Origin of the sequence: Synechococcus sp. CBW1006, from assembly GCF_015840525.1 — a bacterium.
GTDB lineage: Bacteria > Cyanobacteriota > Cyanobacteriia > PCC-6307 > Cyanobiaceae > CBW1002.
Map to the genome: position 1 here is coordinate 2,862,446 of NZ_CP060396.1, position 15,806 is coordinate 2,878,251.

At 69.2% G+C, this 15,806-nt stretch carries 13 protein-coding genes and 1 tRNA gene; 3 read left to right on the top strand and 11 right to left on the bottom strand.

The annotated features are described in order from the left end of the window. Positions 1-63: 63 nt before the first annotated feature. Both H8F26_RS14030 and H8F26_RS14035 read right to left on the bottom strand, forming a co-directional pair. The gene (locus tag H8F26_RS14030) at positions 64-2,184 is read right to left on the bottom strand and encodes a cation:proton antiporter (protein WP_197154902.1); all 2,121 of its coding nucleotides are present in this window, start codon (positions 2,182-2,184) and stop codon (positions 64-66) included. After that, positions 2,184-2,771, bottom strand: coding sequence for a ParB-like protein (locus H8F26_RS14035; RefSeq protein WP_323270848.1), 588 nt, complete (start codon positions 2,769-2,771; stop codon positions 2,184-2,186). The genes H8F26_RS14030 and H8F26_RS14035 overlap by 1 nt, the downstream gene beginning before the upstream one ends. Before the next feature lie 314 nt (positions 2,772-3,085). Here H8F26_RS14035 and H8F26_RS14040 point away from each other — a divergent pair, with 314 nt between their 5' ends. Both H8F26_RS14040 and H8F26_RS14045 read left to right on the top strand, forming a co-directional pair. Then, the gene (locus H8F26_RS14040) at positions 3,086-4,156 is read left to right on the top strand and encodes a sirohydrochlorin chelatase (RefSeq protein WP_231605638.1); all 1,071 of its coding nucleotides are present in this window, start codon (positions 3,086-3,088) and stop codon (positions 4,154-4,156) included. 427 nt (positions 4,157-4,583) lie between these two features. Next, positions 4,584-4,829, top strand: a complete 246-nt coding sequence (locus H8F26_RS14045) for a DUF2811 domain-containing protein (RefSeq protein WP_197154904.1) — start codon at positions 4,584-4,586, stop codon at positions 4,827-4,829. A gap of 222 nt (positions 4,830-5,051) precedes the next feature. On the opposite strand, the gene H8F26_RS14050 is transcribed toward H8F26_RS14045, so the two are convergent. Next, positions 5,052-6,704, bottom strand: coding sequence for a GMC oxidoreductase (locus tag H8F26_RS14050; RefSeq protein ID WP_197159223.1), 1,653 nt, complete (start codon positions 6,702-6,704; stop codon positions 5,052-5,054). A gap of 111 nt (positions 6,705-6,815) precedes the next feature. After that, on the bottom strand, positions 6,816-8,138 hold the full coding sequence (locus tag H8F26_RS14055; protein ID WP_231605226.1) for a Zn-dependent hydrolase: 1,323 nt from the start codon (positions 8,136-8,138) through the stop codon (positions 6,816-6,818). A gap of 279 nt (positions 8,139-8,417) precedes the next feature. Here H8F26_RS14055 and H8F26_RS14060 point away from each other — a divergent pair, with 279 nt between their 5' ends. Continuing rightward, the gene (locus H8F26_RS14060) at positions 8,418-9,284 is read left to right on the top strand and encodes a DUF1028 domain-containing protein (RefSeq protein ID WP_197154905.1); all 867 of its coding nucleotides are present in this window, start codon (positions 8,418-8,420) and stop codon (positions 9,282-9,284) included. Between the two features lie 6 nt (positions 9,285-9,290). Here H8F26_RS14060 and asnB read toward each other — a convergent pair whose 3' ends face one another. From asnB to H8F26_RS14090, 7 genes are all read right to left on the bottom strand, one after another. Next, entirely contained in the window at positions 9,291-11,306 is a 2,016-nt protein-coding gene (asnB, locus tag H8F26_RS14065) for an asparagine synthase (glutamine-hydrolyzing) (RefSeq protein WP_197154906.1), read from the bottom strand. Positions 11,307-11,361: 55 nt separating this feature from the next. Continuing rightward, the gene (locus tag H8F26_RS14070; protein ID WP_231605640.1) at positions 11,362-12,462 is read right to left on the bottom strand and encodes an aspartate carbamoyltransferase; all 1,101 of its coding nucleotides are present in this window, start codon (positions 12,460-12,462) and stop codon (positions 11,362-11,364) included. A 154-nt stretch (positions 12,463-12,616) separates the two neighbouring features. Beyond that, on the bottom strand, positions 12,617-12,928 hold the full coding sequence (locus tag H8F26_RS14075; protein WP_197159369.1) for a hypothetical protein: 312 nt from the start codon (positions 12,926-12,928) through the stop codon (positions 12,617-12,619). Between the two features lie 22 nt (positions 12,929-12,950). After that, the gene (locus tag H8F26_RS14080; protein WP_197154909.1) at positions 12,951-14,375 is read right to left on the bottom strand and encodes an urea transporter; all 1,425 of its coding nucleotides are present in this window, start codon (positions 14,373-14,375) and stop codon (positions 12,951-12,953) included. A gap of 53 nt (positions 14,376-14,428) precedes the next feature. Then, positions 14,429-14,554, bottom strand: a complete 126-nt coding sequence (locus H8F26_RS19940) for a hypothetical protein (RefSeq protein WP_255518211.1) — start codon at positions 14,552-14,554, stop codon at positions 14,429-14,431. Between the two features lie 99 nt (positions 14,555-14,653). Then, positions 14,654-14,730 (bottom strand) — tRNA-Met (locus tag H8F26_RS14085). An 87-nt stretch (positions 14,731-14,817) separates the two neighbouring features. Continuing rightward, a complete protein-coding gene (locus tag H8F26_RS14090; RefSeq protein ID WP_197154910.1) occupies positions 14,818-15,786 on the bottom strand; it encodes an asparaginase in 969 nt (322 codons plus the stop codon). Positions 15,787-15,806 lie beyond the last annotated feature (20 nt).

Consider the following 15,806-nt stretch of genomic DNA (forward strand, 5'->3'; position numbering starts at 1 on the left):
TCTAGACAGAGGCTCCGACTCTGTCGCCCCGGCTGTCACGCATGCTGATCTGGTTTGCGTCGATCAGTGCAGTGGGTCGCTGATCACCAGGGTGGAGCAGCTCAGCCGGCGCAGCAGCCAGCTGGCGCGGTCGCTGGCGGCGATCGGCAGGCCGCCCACCAGCCGCCGCTGGGAGCGCAGGATCACCAGATCGTGCAGGCTGGCCTGGCGCAGGATGCCGGCCTCGATCGCCAGGCTGGGCACCAGCTGCACATCCACCGCCACCCGCGGGCGGCGGGCGTCGGGGTCGGGCAACCAGTGCTGCAACTGCTGCCGGATCTGCTGGCGTTCGCTCTCCGGCAGGCGGGGATCATGCAGGTGCAGCAGGGTGATCCGCACCGGCCCGGATGGCGCTTCTGCCGTTCCAGGCGGGCCCCCTGGCGTGGTGCTGACGCTGTTGGCGATGCGCTCGGCCAGTTGCACCTGCTCCAGGGCACTGGCCGAGAGGTCTTTGATCGGCACCAGCAGGCGGCGCAGCTCGCGCGGGTTGCGCCGCAGGCGGGTCACCACCACCGGGCAATGGGCCTGGCGGCAGAGCCCATCCACCAGATCTCCGAACAGCCAGCGGCCTAGCCGCGCCGGCGATCCCACCCCCACCACCAGCAGGTCGGCCCCCTGCTCCAGGGCCGCCCTGGCGATGCCGCCGGCCACCTCGTGATCCACCCGCAGCAGGGGGCTGCTGCGGAAGCGGAGGACGCGACTGATCGCTTCGGTGTCGAGCAGCAGCTGGCGGGCCCGGGCCAGGTCTGTGGTGAGGGCCATGGAGCCCTGCCGTTCCGCCTCGGAGCGGGAGGGGGTCACCACCGCCAGAGGCAGCACCAGCCCCTCGCGGCCCTCTTCCCCGCCGATCAGCTGGCTGGCCATGCCCAGCAGGGCCCGCTCGTTGGCGGGATTGGCGATCGGCACCATCACCCGCAGGGCCCGGTGCACCAGCGCCAGCTGGCCGGTCGAGGCGTCGGTCTGGAGAGCCGCGGTGCGCTCCTCGCGCAGGCGGGCCATCGCCATGCTGGTCAGGGCCGGCCCCAGGATGGCCGTCACCACCATCAGCGCCAGCACGCTGTTCAGCACCGTTTCGTTGAGCAGGCCGGCGCGGAATCCCACCGTGGTGGCGGCCAGGGTGGCGGCCACCTGGGGCAACGACAACGACCAGAGGGTGAGCATCTCGGCGCCGCTGTAGCGGTAGATCAGGCCGGAGAGCCAGGCGGCCAGGCCCTTGCTGGCCACCAGAACGCCGATCAGGGCGGCCGCAAAGCCGAAGCCCATCACGGTGCGCAGGAACACCGGCACATCGAGCAGCAGCCCCAGATCGATGAAGAAGATCGGGATGAACAGGCTGGCCCCCACCAGGATCACCTGCTCCTTCACCGGCCCCTCCGGCAGCACGGCGTTCACCGCCAGCCCGGCCAGAAAGGCCCCCACGATCTTCTCCACCCCGGCCAGTTCCGCTCCGACGGCCGAGAGAAACAGGGCGAGCAGCACCGCCACCAGCAGCCGCCCGTCGCCGTCGCCGCTGCGGCGCACCAGGGCATGGCCCAGACGCCGGATCACCACCACCGTGGTGGTGGCGAAGACCGCCACCTTGACCAGCAGCCCGACCAGCCCCAGGGCTGAGAAGCTGCCCTGGCCGAGGCTGATGCACAGCGCCAGCACCAGCAGGGAGGCGATGTCCGTGAAGATCGTGCCGCCGATCGCCACGGTCACCGATTCCTCCCGCATGGCGCCGTAGCTGCGCACGATCGGGTACCCCAGAGGGGTGTGGGAGGCCAGAACCGAGCCCAGCAGCACCGCGCTCACCGCCCCGAAGCCGCTGAAGAAGCCCAGCGCCGTGCCGGCGACCATCGGCAGGCTGAAGGTGAGCAGCCCGAAGCGAAACGAACGCTGGCGGATCCGCTGGAATTCGGCCAGGTCGATCTCCAGACCGGCGATGAACAGCAGATAGACCACGCCCACATCGGAGAGCAGGGCCACGGTGGGGCTGTCCGGCGTGAGCCAGCCGAGGGCATGGGGTCCCACCAGCACACCGGCCACCAGCAATCCCACCAGATCGGGCAGCCGCATCCGCCGGAACAGGGGCGGCACCAGCACACTCAGGGCGAGCAGCAGAGCGAAGCTGCCGAGCGGATTGGCAGCCAGATACTCGGCCACTACAGCCCTTGCCAGCCGGCCAGGTGGGAGGCGGCGGTGGAGCGGGCCAGGGCCCGGGCGGCTGGCAGGGCCGGCTCCAGCCGCATGGAGCTGAAGGGTGGCAGGGAGCGTCGGCGCAGCCAGGCTCCCCAGCGGAACTCGTGGAAGGGAATCAGGGGGGCCGGGGCGATCACCCCCTCCTGCTTCAGCTTCCAGACCAGGCTGCGGTAGGGGTCATCCTGCAGCTCCCCCAGATGGTTGGGCAGCGCGGCGGGATCGAGCGGACCATGGCCGCGGCCGTTATAGAGATACAGCCAGCCGCGTTGATGCAGGGCGCTCAGGCTGGCCTTGAGATCCGTGGTTGCAATCTCCAGGGCCACGTAACCGAACGCGGAAGCCAGTGGATCGAGGGAGAACAATCCGCTGAGCCGGTGATGGCGGTCCACCATCCAGAGCAATCCGGCGGCGTTGCGCGCCATGGGTACGGGCTTCTTGCGCAGGTAGGCGCGCCTGTCGTCGGGGCTGTCGCGGGAGAAATCGGCGTGGCGCCGCTGCACCTCGGCCCGGCCCACGCACAGCTGGGTGGGCCGCAGCGAGGCGATCGGCACCTCCAGCAGGGGCTCATCCGGCTGGGGCGGTGGCAGGGGGTCGTAGGGGAGAAGGTGCAGGGGTCCTGCGCGGATCTCCCAATCCTGGCGCGATCAGCCTGGTCTCGCAGGAAGCCGGGGCGGGGTGTTCCCGGCGGGCCGGGCTGCGGCGGCCTCGGTGCCGGATAGGGTCGGCTCCTGCTCAGGACTCCATGGCCCCTACTTCCGTTCCGGCACCGGAGTGGCTGCCTCAGGCCAACCCCGTGACCACGCCACCTGGGAGCACCACCGCGTTGGATCGCCCGCTGGAGAGTGCCCACGGACCGATCGGCGTGATGGTGTGCGGCCACGGCAGCCGCAACCGCCTGGCGGTGGCCGAGTTCGCCGCCCTGGCGGAGCAGCTGCGCGCCCGGCTGGCGCCGGTCCCGGTCGACTACGGCTATCTCGAGTTCGCCCGCCCGATCCTGCGCGATGGCCTCGAGCGGCTGCGGCAGCAGGGGGTGCGCCACGTGCTGGCGGTGCCGGCGATGCTGTTCGCCGCCGGCCACGCCAAGAACGACATCCCCTCGGTGCTCAACACCTACGCCGCCGAGACGGGCCTGGTGATCGACTACGGCCGCGAGCTGGGGGTTGACCTGAAGATGATCCAGGCGGCCGGTGCCCGCATCCGCGAGGCCATCGCGACCGCCGATGCCGCCGCCCGCGCCCGCGGTGAGGAGCCGGTGGGCCCGCACGACACCTGCCTGGTGGTGGTGGGGCGCGGCTCCTCCGATCCCGACGCCAACTCCAACGTGGCCAAGGTGACGCGGATGCTGGTGGAGGGCTTCGGCTTCGGCTGGGGTGAAACCGTGTATTCCGGCGTCACTTTTCCCCTGGTGGAGCCGGGGCTGCGGCAGGTGGTCAAGCTGGGCCACCGCCGGCTGGTGGTGTTCCCCTACTTCCTCTTTTCCGGCGTGCTGGTCAGCCGGATCCTGCAGCACAGCCAGCGCGTCGCCGACGACCATCCCGACGTGGAGATGGTGTCTGCGTCTTACCTGGGCGATCACCCGCTGGTGCTGGCCACCTTTGCCGAACGGGTCGACGAGGTGCTGCGGGGCGACACCGCCATGAACTGCTCGCTCTGTAAATACCGCGCCCAGGTGCTGGGTTTCGAGCGGGAGGTGGGGGCGCCGCAGCACAGCCATCACCACCATGTCGAGGGTCTGGTCGAGAGCTGCACCCTCTGCGAGCGCGAATGCACCGGCGCCTGCCAGCCGGATGGGGTGCCGATTCCCCTGGGGGGGGCAGCCGCTGCCCACAGCCACGATCACGCCCATGGGTCTGCGCAGGAGGCGGAGCCCGGCCATCACCATCCCCCCTATCCCCACGCCGACCACCCCCTGGGCCCACGAACCCTGCGCGGCTGAAGGGCAGCGTGAGGGCCGGCAGCAGGTCCAGCAGCAGGGCCAGCGCAGGTCTTGACCCTGGGATTCACGACCTGAGTCTCAAGAGACACGCTGACGATCAGCAGCGCTGATCGGTGCTGGCGGTCCGTCGGTTTCCCGGCTTCTCCGCGGTTTTCCCCAGAGCCATGCCTGTTTTTCCCCAGGTGTTCGGCTTGCGGCCCCGCTGGGATGGGGGGTGCTGGGGAATCGCCCGATTCCCCAGGCAACGCCCCTTGACACCGGTCCGTTGGGGGCGACGGTTGCGGGAATGGCCCCCTGGACCCTGGGTCGATCCCCTGCAGCAACAGAGATCTCAGCGGTGAGACCCCGGAGTGCAGGGCGGGGTCACGGCCTTTGACGGAGCACTGGCTGCCGTGGCCTACTGAAGGTCTCAATCGCTCAGGCGTTCATGGCAGCTCCCTCGGAAGGCTTCAGCGGCAGCTTCGGCAGTGACCCTGCCCACAGCCGCGTCAGCCTCGAGGCCGAGGTGCCGGAAGCCCTGTTCGATGGCATGCGCGACTTCCTCGGCCACCATCCCCAGTGGGACCAGTACCGGCTGATGACCTCCGCCCTGGCCGGCTTCCTGTTCCAGAACGGCTGCACCGACAGCTGCGTGACGCAGCACTACCTCAACGGCCTGTTCCTGCGGCCCTGAGAATCGAACCATGCATCGGTTCAGGACGACACCCAATAAAAAAGGCGGGAGTGCCAACCCCCGCCCCTGGTTTCTCCCTTGCCCGACCCATTGGAAGGTCGCCCGCATAGTGTGCGGGCAAGCCGCCCCAGGGATTGTGGTGACCGACACCGCTTTGGGCCCAGGGTGAGCAGCCCCTGACCGAAGCTTTGCGGCTCTGGCGACCCGTCCACGAGGCCTCAGTCAGGCCTCCAGGGCCTCGTCACCCCGCCCCAGCCGCTCGGCGGCGGCGGCGCAGGCGCGCCAGGTGATCGCCATCTCGGTGAGGGTGGGGCTCTGCCAGCCGGCCGTGGGCCAGCAGGCCCCATCCACCACCAGCAGGTTGGGAGCACGCCAACACTGGTTCCAGCGGTTCACCACGCCGTCTGTTTCACGGGCGGCCATGCGGGCCCCGCCCAGTTCGTGGATGTAGTAGCCCGGCGGTGCCGCCCCTGGGGCGAAGGCGGCGCCACGCTTCACCAGGGGTTCCACCAGGGGCAGCACGTAGAGCTGGTCCAGCGGCCGGATGGTGCCGCCGGCGCTGGTCACCGCCGCTTCGATGCGGCGGTGCATGTGATCCACCATCCGCCGCTCGTTCTCGCCCCAGCGGCAGTCGATGTGGGCGGCCGGCAGGCCGAAGCCGTCGCGCAGATCCGGATCGAGGCTCACCCGGTTGTGCGCCTGGGGCAGCACCTCGCCGTGGCCGATCAGGAAGCCCACCGCTTCGCCTGGCCGCCGCTGGAAGGGCCTCGGCGGATCCATGCGCTGGATCGCACACCAGAGCCCGTAGCCGCGCAGGAAATCCGGAGGAGGTTCGTCCGTCGCCCCGGCCAGTGCCCCAGTCTTGCCCAGCGCAGTGGTCTTCATGCTCGCGGGCAGGTTCACGGTGTTGGGGATGAAGCAGCTGCCCGCCCCCGACAGCTCCGTGGGCCCCTCAGGTGCCGGCTGGTCGGGGATCGAGAAGAAGCGGCTGGTGGAGATGTGATCCATCAGGTAGTGCCCCAACGTGCCGGAGGGATCCACCAGGCCGCCGCTGCGCTGCTCCTCGCTGGAGTGCAGCAGGATGCGCAGGGTCTCGATCGTGGAGGCGCACAGCACCACCAGTCGCGCCGTCTGGCGCTGCAGGTTGCCGCTGCGGCCATCGAGGAACACCACCGCCTCGGCGCGGTTGCCGCCGGCATCGAGCTCCACGTGGCTCACCACCGCCTCGCTGCGCAGCTGCACGCGCCCCGTGGCCCGCGCCCGGGCCAGGGCGCCGCCGGGGGAGCTGGAGGCGGGCCAGGGCTGCTCCGGGCTGGGCCGGTGCAGGGCAAAGCCGCGCGAGCAGATCAGGGGCAGGGCCAGGTTGCGCCCGATGCTGGCCCCCAGGTGCCGTTCCGCCGGGGTGAGGGGCAGGGGAGGCCGGGTGTCGCCATCGGGGAGCTGGGGCAGGCCATCGCGGCCGCCGTGCACCCCCAGAAACCGCTCCAGCCGGCTGTAGTAGGGATCGAGATCACGGCTGCCGATCGGCCAGCAGGGGCCGTGGCCATCCCGGTCGGCAGCCCGGAATTCCGCCTCCGACAGCCGCAGGGTGATGCCCCCCCAGGTGAGGCTCTTGCCGCCCACCTGGCGGCCGCGGCTCCAGAGAAAGGGCCGATCCGGCGGCGTGCTGTAGGGCAGGGCCCGCTCATCCACGTAGAGCCGTGGGTTGGCCTTCCAGTAGCCCGGGTGCTCGGCCTGCAGGCGCTGGCTGCCGGCCATCAGGCTGCTGATCCTCCGCAGGCTGTTGGCCGGTTCGCTGCCCAGGGCCTGGCGCGGGCTGAGATCAGGGCCGGCCTCCAGCACCAGCACCCGGGCGCCGGCTTCCGCCAGCACCATCGCCGCCACCCCACCGGTGGCCCCCGACCCCACCACGATCGCGTCCCAGGCTTCAGGGGAAGAGGAGGCCGGCACCAAGGGGCGGCGGGAATTGCTGCGGCGAAACTACTGCTAGGCCAGCTGGCGATCGAGGCGCAGCAGGCTGTCGAGCAGCACCTGCACCCCGGCGGCGCATTGCTGCGGCGAGGTGAACTCCTGGGCCGAATGGCTGACGCCGTCGCGGCTGGGCACGAACACCATGCCCATCAGGGTCAGACGGCCCATCTCCTGGGCGTCGTGGCTGGCGCGGCTCGGCAGGTGGGTGTGGCTGTAGCCGAGCGCCTCGCAGCTCTGCACGATCACCTCCTGGACGGCCGCCGCCGCAGGGGTGGGATCCACCACGAACTGCGGCTCCAGGGCGATGCGGGTGCGGCTGGCCACGGCGATGTTCTCGATCTTGCGCTGCAGGTGGGCGCGCATGTGATCAATCACGTCGTGGGAGAGATCGCGCATGTCGAGCGTCATCTCCACCCGCCCCGGCACGATGTTGGCCGCGTTGGGCCAGACCTGCAGCTTGCCCACCGTGGCCACCGGATCACCGGGGAAATGGCGGGCCATATCCTCGATCGCCAGCACCAGCTGGGCCGCCGTGGTGAGGGCATCGCGGCGCATTCCCATCGGTGTGGTGCCGGCATGGTTGGCCTGGCCGTCCACCGTGATGGTGTAGCGCTGCTGCCCCACCACCCCTTCCACCACGCCGATCTGCTTGCCCACCGCTTCGAGCACGCCCCCCTGCTCCACATGCAGCTCCAGGAAGCAGGCGAGGTCTTCGGGGCGCCGCTGGGCGGTGCTCCGCTGCTGCCAGTCGCCGCCGATCCGCTCCAGACAGGTGGCGATCGGCTCACCGGTCGTGGTGCGGTAGGCCTCCGCTTCGGCGGGAGCCCGCCCCACCATCGACTTGCAGCCCACCATCGTGTTCTCCTCATCGGCGAAGACGATCACCTCGAGCGGGTGGTCCAGCTGCACCCCCGCCTCCTGCAGGGTCTGGGCCACCTCGAGGCCGCCCATCACCCCCAGGGCGCCGTCGTAGAGCCCACCGGAGGGCACGGTGTCGATGTGGGAGCCGGTGGCCAGGCAGCCGCGCTGCGGCGACCGGCCCGCCAGCCGGCCGATCAGGTTGCCGGCCGCATCGATCCGCACCTCCAGACCGGCCTCCTCCATCCAGCCCTGCACGAGGGCGCGGGCCTGCAGGTCTTCCGGGCTGAAGGCCAGCCGCCGGATCGCGCCGGAGGGTTGCCGGCCGATCCGGCCCAGCTGCTCGAGGCGGTCCGCCAGCCGGGTGTCATTGATCGACAGCGCCGGCAGGCGTTCGGGACTGGCCGCGGGCAGGCTGGATCCGCCCGGCTGGGCGCCGGCCAGGAGGTGGCTGGATCGGGGGTCGCTGGAGAGGGTCAAGGAACGCGGCGGCGGCGGAGCTGAAGCTGCTCTCGATCGTTGTCGTCGATTCTGGTCTTCATCAGCTCTCGATCAGGTCTTGATCAGGTCTGGATCAGGTCTGGATTCGGGCCTGGAACCTGATGGGCTCTGGAGGCGGCTGTTGCACGGCTCAGCTGGTGGTTCCGCTGGCGGCTCGGATGGTGGCTCGGATGGTGGCGATGACGACAGCGCCACCAGCAGATTTACCTAGCGTCAACACCACTCATTTCTGGCCTGGGAACGCCTTTCCCGCCCCCGATGACCTACTCGATCGTCGCCTGGGATCCGTCCACCGGCATGACCGGCGTAGCCGTTGCCACCAAGCACCTGGCGGTGGGTTCTCTCGTGCCCCATGCCCGCGCTGGTGTGGGAGCTGTGGCCACCCAGTCGTCGACCAATCCCCTGCTCGGCCCCTGGGGCCTGGATCGTCTCACCCTGCTGCGGGGCACGCCTCAGCCTGTCTCCGTCGCCCAGACGGTGCTCGACTCGTTGATGCAGGACGATCCGGGCCGCGACCATCGCCAGGTGCATCTGGTCGACGCTGATGGCCGTGCGGCCGCCTGGACCGGCGCCCATTGCGGTGGCTGGGCGGGTCATCACACCGGTGAGGGCTATTCGGTGGCCGGAAATTTCCTCACGGGTCCCGAACCGGTGCAGGCGATGGCCGCGGCGTATGAGGCTGCCCTGGCTGCCGATCTGCCCTTCAGCGAGCGGTTGATGCGGGCCCTGGAGGCCGCTGAGGCGGCCGGTGGCGATCACCGCGGTCGTCAGTCGGCAGCGCTCTATGTGATGCACCAGGAGCTGTATCCCCTGCACGATTTCCGCGTCGATCACCACCCCGATCCCCTGGTGGCCCTGCGGGAGATCCTGGCGGAAACCACGCAGCCCTACTACACCTCCTTCCGCGACACCTTGCCGGTGCTGGCCAGTCTGCCTGCGCCCACCAGTGCATTTCCGCCACTGGTCGCCGTGCCTTCAAGCCATACGGCCGCCGTGCCACCAGCTCCTGCCGTGCCGGCTGCCGCACCTGCTTCGCTCACCCAGCCCGGGCTGGCGGCTGTGGAGCCGATCCGCCCCGCCCGCCGTCGCTGGACCTGGCCCGGGCTGCGGCGCCGGGTGGCCTGAGCGTCCTTACACCGTCCAGCCGAGTCGGTCGGCCTCGGCCCTTGCCCTTGCCGGCACATCGTCGGCCACGAAGAAGCGGTGCATGATCTGCACCCCGAGCAGGTGGTTGATCACGGCATCCATCTGCACCCGTTCGGCGGCCGTGGTGCCGGGATCGTCGTGGCGGGCGAACAGGGCCCGGACGCCCTCGACGCTCAACAGTCCAGCCGCCTCGATCGCCGTGTCGCTGAGGTACTGATCCGCCAGCTCCATCATCCGGCCCCATTTGGCGGCATCGGTGTGGGCCGGTGGTGCCATGAAGGCGAACTTCTCGCGTTTGTAGAGCACCTCCGGCAGCAGGCCGCGCATGGCTTCGCGCAGCACGTATTTTTCGGTGCGGCCCTTGATGCGCAGCTCCGGCGGCACCTGCACCGCTACCGCCGCCAGGTGGTGATCGAGGAAGGCCGGGCGGGCCTCCATCGAGTTGGCCATGTCCACCCGGTCGCCACCCCAGGTGAGGATCTGGCCCTCGAGCATGGTCTTGATCCACACGTACTGGGCCTTGTCGAGGGCATGGCGCCCCTCCAGCTGGTCGCCATCGAGGGTGGCGGCGATGGCGGCGCCGGGCCGGTACCCCTCCAGCTCCTGCCGCAGCTCCGGATTCAGCAGCGGCGGCACCAGGGGCGCGCAGGCCAACCAGGGCTGCAGGCAGCTGGGGGTGAAGCCCACCACCGCCTCAAGGGCGGGATCCTCCACCGCGTCAGCGGCCAGCATCGCCCCCTGCACCAGGGCATTGCTCTCCTGCAGAGCCTCCTCCCATTCCCGCCGCTCCTGCGGCGGCAGCTCGTCGAGGCCGTGCAGGAACATGTCGCGGCGGAAGGCCGGGTAGCCGCCGAACAGCTCATCGGAGCCTTCGCCGGTCATCACCACCTTGTAATCCACCGCATGCACGTGGCGGCTCATCAGGTACTTGGCCACCGCCAGGGTGTTGTAGATCGTGCGTTCGGTGTGCCAGATCGTGGCCTCGAGGTGGCCGTAGAGATCCGCCGCCGCCAGGGTCATCACGTCCTGCTCGGCGCCCGTGGCCTCGGCCATCTCCCGGGCGATCGGCGTTTCGTCGTAGCGGCTGTCGTCGAAGCCGATCGTGAACGCCTTCACCGGGTTCTGGCTGATCGCCGCCGCCAGCCCCAGGATCGAGCAGGAGTCGATACCGCCGGAGAGATAACAACCCACCGGCACGTCCGCCACCATCCGCGCTTCCACCGCTTCGAGCAGGGCCTCCCGCACGGCGTCCACATGCTCCTGCTCGCTGCGGCCCCGGTCGCGGTCGTGGCTCCTGGGGAAGTCCACATCCCAGTAGCGCTCGTCGGTGATGCTGAGCTCGCCCCCCGGTCGCCGGCTGATCCGCACCAGGTGGCCGGGCTTCACCTGGTGGATCCCTTCGAAGGCGGTGGTGCCGGGCACCATCGTCTGCATCAGCTGGTGAAACAGGCCGGTGGCACTGAAGCGCCGCTGCACCGCCGGATGGGCGAACAGCACCTTCAGCTCCGAGCCGAACACGATGCCGTCGTCGGTTTCGCACCAGTACTGGGGCTTGATGCCGAACCGGTCGCGCACCAGGGTGAGGCTGTCATCACCGCGGTCGTAGAGGGCGAAGGCGAACTCACCGCGCAGCTGGGGCAGGGTGCGCGCCAGGCCGTCGCGCAGGTAGAGCCGCAGCAGGATCTCCGAGTCGCTCTTGGTGGTGAAGCGCACGCCTTCCGCCTCCAGCCGGGCGCGGATGCGCTGAAAGTCGTAGAACTCGCCGTTGTGGGCCATCAGCACCCGGCCGTCCTCCGAGAGGAAGGGCTGGCGGGCCCGCTGCGCATTCAGATCGATGATCGAGAGGCGCGCATGGCAGAAGCCCACGCCGGCGTCGTTGAGCACCTCGTAGCCGAAGCCATCCGGGCCGCGGTGGACCTGGATCGCCGCCATGTTCACCAGGATCTGGGGATCGACCGGCTGGTCGCGATGGCGATGGACGATGCCGCCGATGCCGCACATGGATTCGTTCCTCTCTGGGTTGGCGCGTGGGAAGTGGTCGGGTGGAGCTGCCGGGTCAGATCACGTCGAGCACACGCTCGGTGCGTTCCACCATGCAGGTGAGCAGGGCCATGCGCACGAACACGGCGCCGCGGGCCTGGGAGAAGTACCAGTTGTGGGGCGTGCGGTCGAGGCTGGTGCAGAGCTCCACGCCGCGGGCCAGCGGATGCAGCACCATCGCGCCGGGCTTGAGGGGGAGATCGGCGCTGAGCCGGAAGCTGCGGCCGTGGGTCTCATAGCCGTCGCCCACCCAGGCGATGGCGTTGATGTAGATCACATCCAGTTCACCCAGCTCGCTGCTCAGGTCGGTGCTGGTGCTCAGCACCAGCCCGGCTTCCTCCAGTTCCTCCCGCTGCCCCGGATCGAAGATCTGCTCCGGGGACAGGCCCGGGTCGTGAAAGATCACCACCTCACGGGCCATGGTGGGGAAGTGGGCCAGGGTGCGCAGCAGGCTCCGCACCGTCCGCATCCGGTTCGGCAGCCCCACGATGCCGATCCGCACCTGGGCACTGGCGGGCACGGCGGCCTGGCAGAGCTCCGGCCGCCACTTGAACATCGTGTAGAGATCCGCCATCGCCTGGGTGGGATGCTCATCGGTGCCGTTGCCGGCATTGATGATCGGGATCCGCAGGGAGCGGGTCATCTGATACACCGAGTCTTCCACCGAGTCGCGCAGCACCACGCAGTCGCCGTAGTGGTTGAACATCTCGCCGATGTCGGCGTAAGACTCCCCTTTGGCGATGCCGGTGGTGGAGCGGTCACCGATGGTGATCGTCTCGCCGCCGAGGCGGTGCCAGGCACTGGCGAAGGAGAGGCGGGTGCGGGTGCTGGGCTCGAAGAAGGCGTTGATCAGGATCTTGCCGGTGAGCGGCTTGTTGATGCGGATGTAGCGCTCCGGGTTGCTCTCGAACTTGGCCGCCAGCCGGAACAGCTGCAGCAGGGTGCCCGCCTCGAACTGGCCGCTGGCGATCACGTGCTGTGTGGCCAGGGGCTGCAGCGGCTCGCCGATCTCAGGGATGCTGGCCAGCAGCGCCTTGGGGTGGGCGCTGCCGTACACGTCCGGGCAGTGGCGATCGAACTGGGTCGCATCGATCAGTTCGGTTCGCCGTCGCTGCAGTGCTGTCACCCCGATTCGTGCGCCTGACCGATCGTTCCACACCTGGCGCCACGGTGGTGGGAGCCGATGTAACTCTGCCAGGGCTTTTACGATTGTTTTTCGTTTTTGCCGCCGAAATGTCTGTGACCCGCCGATAGGGCCTGAACCCCGTGTCTCACCAGACCCGGCCGTGGCGCAGTTCATGCAGCCAGATGCCCACCAGGATCAAGGTGGCGGCCAGCAGGCCCACGATGCTGCCTTGCACGATCAGCTGGAACAGCAGGCTGCCGGCCAGCAGCTGCGGAGCGTCGTCAGGGGTGGCAGGCGATGCCGCCGCCCTGCCGGCCAGGTTGGCCAGCCCCCAGAGGCCGGCGAGGAGAAGGCCGGCCCCCACACCACTGCGCCTGGACAGCAGCCGCCAGCGGGATGAAGGGGGCCTGGGGCTGGGAGGCGCGGAATCGGAATCGGCGGATCGGAAGCGAGCCATGGCGGCAGAAAGGAAGCGGTGATCAGGTGCGGGCCAGGGTTCGCCAGTCGAACGTCTCCGGGGCCAGGCGGGTGCCGATCACCATCACCAGCGCCGAGACGCTGGCCGAGAGCAGGGCGGCGCAGTAGGGAGCGATCAGCACGTAGGCCGTCAGCCCCACCGCCGACCCGATCAGCATCGCCAGCAGGGCGGCCGTGCGGTTCGCCGTTTTCCAGTAGAGCCCGCAGGCGATCGGCCAGATCGTGGAGGCCACCAGCGCTCCGGTGAACAGCAGCAACTGGTACATCGAGGTGATGTAGTTCCAGGAGAGCAGCACCGTGACCAGGCCCAGCCCCACCACGATCTGGCGGGCGGCGCGCTTCACTTCGGCATCACTCGCCTCGGGCCGCAGCATCTTGACGTACACATCCTCGGCCAGCAGATCGGCGGTGGAGGCCAGCAGCGAATCGAGGGTGGAGGTGAGCGAGGAGAAGATGATCACGAACACCATCATGGCGCCGGCCGAACCCAGCAATTTGGCGGCCACGATCGGAAACACCATGTTCACCTGCGGCACCTCGAAGTTCTGAGCCAGGGCCATCAGCGCGATCGAGCCGGTCACGATCGGCACGGTGAACCAGGCGAAGCCGCCGAACACAAAGGAGCGAAACACCACCGATTCGCGGCTGGCGAATACGCGCGACCACCAGATGTTGTTGTGAAACACCTCTCCCATGCTGAACAGGCCCGTGTTCCAGGCGAACAGCAGGCCCGCCGGCAGCAGCAGGTTGAGGCGGGAGGGGTGATCGCTGGCCAGGCGCGCATAGATCTCGCCGGCGCCGAAGTGGCTGTACCCCAGCACGGCGACCACCACCAGGATCGCCATGATCAGCAGCGACTGGATGAAGTCCGTGCCCACCACGGCGCGCATGCCGCCGAACAGGGTGTAGACGGTGGACACACTGATCACCACCAGCATGCCGAGCCGGTAATCGAAGCCCGAGAGCGCCTGCAGCAGCAGGCCCGCCCCCATGCCCTGGGTGATCAGGAAGCCGGCGGTGTACACCATGGTGATCACCAGAAACACGGCCCAGACCAACCGGCCATAGCGCAGCCGCACGAAGTCGCCGCTGGTGCGGGCCGTGGGCATCACCCGCTTGATCCGGATCGCCAGGGGGGCGAACAGCAGCAGCCCCAGGCCGGCCAGGGCGTAGCCGAACATGCCCCAGAGACCAAGGGTGTAGCCCACCTCCGGGGCCGCCAGGGTGGTGTTGCCCGTCACCCAGCTGGCCATCAGCGTGGCCGTGCTCAGGGCCAGACCGATGTTGCGGCCGGCCAGCAGATAATCGTCGGCATCGCCGCCGGATCCGCGGCGGCCCCACCAGATCCCGAGGCTGATCCAGAGCACCGAGAAGGCGATCAGCAGAAACCAGGCGATGCCCGGGTCCAGCAGGGGCGTGTCGGTCATGGCGCGGGGCGAACGGTGTGGGAGAGCACGGAAGGCTGGATCAGATCACCGGATCAGGAGGGGTCGAAGGGATCGCGGCCCTGCCAGTACCAATGCCCCCGCAGGATCATCACCACCGTGGCCAGGGTGACGATTCCCCCAAGGCTGAACAGCAGCACGGCCTGGTGGAATTCGCTCACGGAGTTCTGGAAGGTTGGGGATGCAGGGATGGCACCAGGATCGGGCTGGATACAAAAAAAGCCCCCGGGAATCCGAGAGCTTGATTGAGATCGTCAAGTTGGTGGCGGGGGCGAGATTTGAACTCGCGACCTTCGGGTTATGAGCCCGACGAGCTACCAGACTGCTCTACCCCGCGGCGACCCCAGAAAGATAACACCTGGGGTGTCCGTCCTGAACTTTGGAGCCCCTGAAGCCCCGCCCGGCAGCACAGTTGAAGCGTGGCTCAGTCGAAGCGCAGTTCGCCGTTCACCTGCAGCTGGAGGTGCGGCGCGGGTTGCAGGAAGCGGCCCCGCAATTCATCGAGGGTCATGGGCATCAGCCAGTCGAGCTGTTCCAGCAGGTGCAGCGCCACGGCGTGCTTGGCGCGGGAGGAGCCGTCTTCCACCTTGATCGCCACGCCCAGACCCTCCCCCACGCGGCTGAGGCACTGGATGCCCTCGGCGCCACCTTTGCTCACCACCTGGCCGTGGCTGTGGCGCATCAGTTCGGTGTCGAAGCGGCCTTCGCCGGCCACCAGCTCGGGGTGAGCCAGCATCGCCCGCGAGAGCCGCTCCAGGTCGGGCTGCTGCGAGGCTCCCAGGTGGGCGAACAACAGGGCCATCTGGGCCAGCTGCAGCTGCAGGGTCGGGGCGCCGCAGTCGTCCCGCGCCGACACCAGCTCGGCCGCAGGCAGGGCCAGCAGCTCCGCCACCCGCTTGCGCACCTCCTGCTGCAGGGGATGGTCATCGAGCAGGTAGGTCTCGCGCGACCAGCCCATGCGCCGGCAGGCAGCCAGAAAGGCGGCATGTTTGCCGGAACAGTTGTGTTCCAGCGGACTGGTGGCGCCCGCCGGAACGGGGCACTGCAGCTGCTCGGTTTCCAGGTCCGCCTGCCAGAGCAGCCTGAAGGCCTCGCGGGCATGGGCGGGGGTGCCGGCATGGGAGGCACAGGCGATGGCCAGGCTCCGATCACTGCTGTCCCCCATGTCGGCGGCGCCGCAGCTCACGAACACGGTGGCCTGGAACGGCTTCTGGGCCGAGCGCATGAAGCTGAGCCGCTGGGGGTCGCCTGCCCGCATCAGCACCCGGCCGCGCTGATCGCACACCACGGCGTGAACCCGGTGGCTGGATTCCGGAATCCCCTCCCGCAGGAGGCGCACCTCCAGGGGCGGAATCCCGGGCCGGGAGCTGCCGAAGCTGGAGGACAGAGTCATGCGGACGTCATGAATCAGCG

Bases quoted from the DNA above. Each gene is read 5' to 3' on its own strand.
- H8F26_RS14040 (WP_231605638.1), top strand. From the start codon at position 3,086: ATGGTGTGCGGCCACGGCAGCCGCAACCGCCTGGCGGTGGCCGAGTTC.
- H8F26_RS14045 (WP_197154904.1), top strand. From the start codon at position 4,584: ATGGCAGCTCCCTCGGAAGGCTTCAGCGGCAGCTTCGGCAGTGACCCT.
- H8F26_RS14050 (WP_197159223.1), bottom strand. From the start codon at position 6,704: ATGGTGCTGGCGGAAGCCGGCGCCCGGGTGCTGGTGCTGGAGGCCGGC.
- H8F26_RS14060 (WP_197154905.1), top strand. From the start codon at position 8,418: ATGACCTACTCGATCGTCGCCTGGGATCCGTCCACCGGCATGACCGGC.
- asnB (WP_197154906.1), bottom strand. From the start codon at position 11,306: ATGTGCGGCATCGGCGGCATCGTCCATCGCCATCGCGACCAGCCGGTC.
- H8F26_RS14075 (WP_197159369.1), bottom strand. From the start codon at position 12,928: ATGGCTCGCTTCCGATCCGCCGATTCCGATTCCGCGCCTCCCAGCCCC.
- H8F26_RS14080 (WP_197154909.1), bottom strand. From the start codon at position 14,375: ATGACCGACACGCCCCTGCTGGACCCGGGCATCGCCTGGTTTCTGCTG.
- H8F26_RS14090 (WP_197154910.1), bottom strand. From the start codon at position 15,786: ATGACTCTGTCCTCCAGCTTCGGCAGCTCCCGGCCCGGGATTCCGCCC.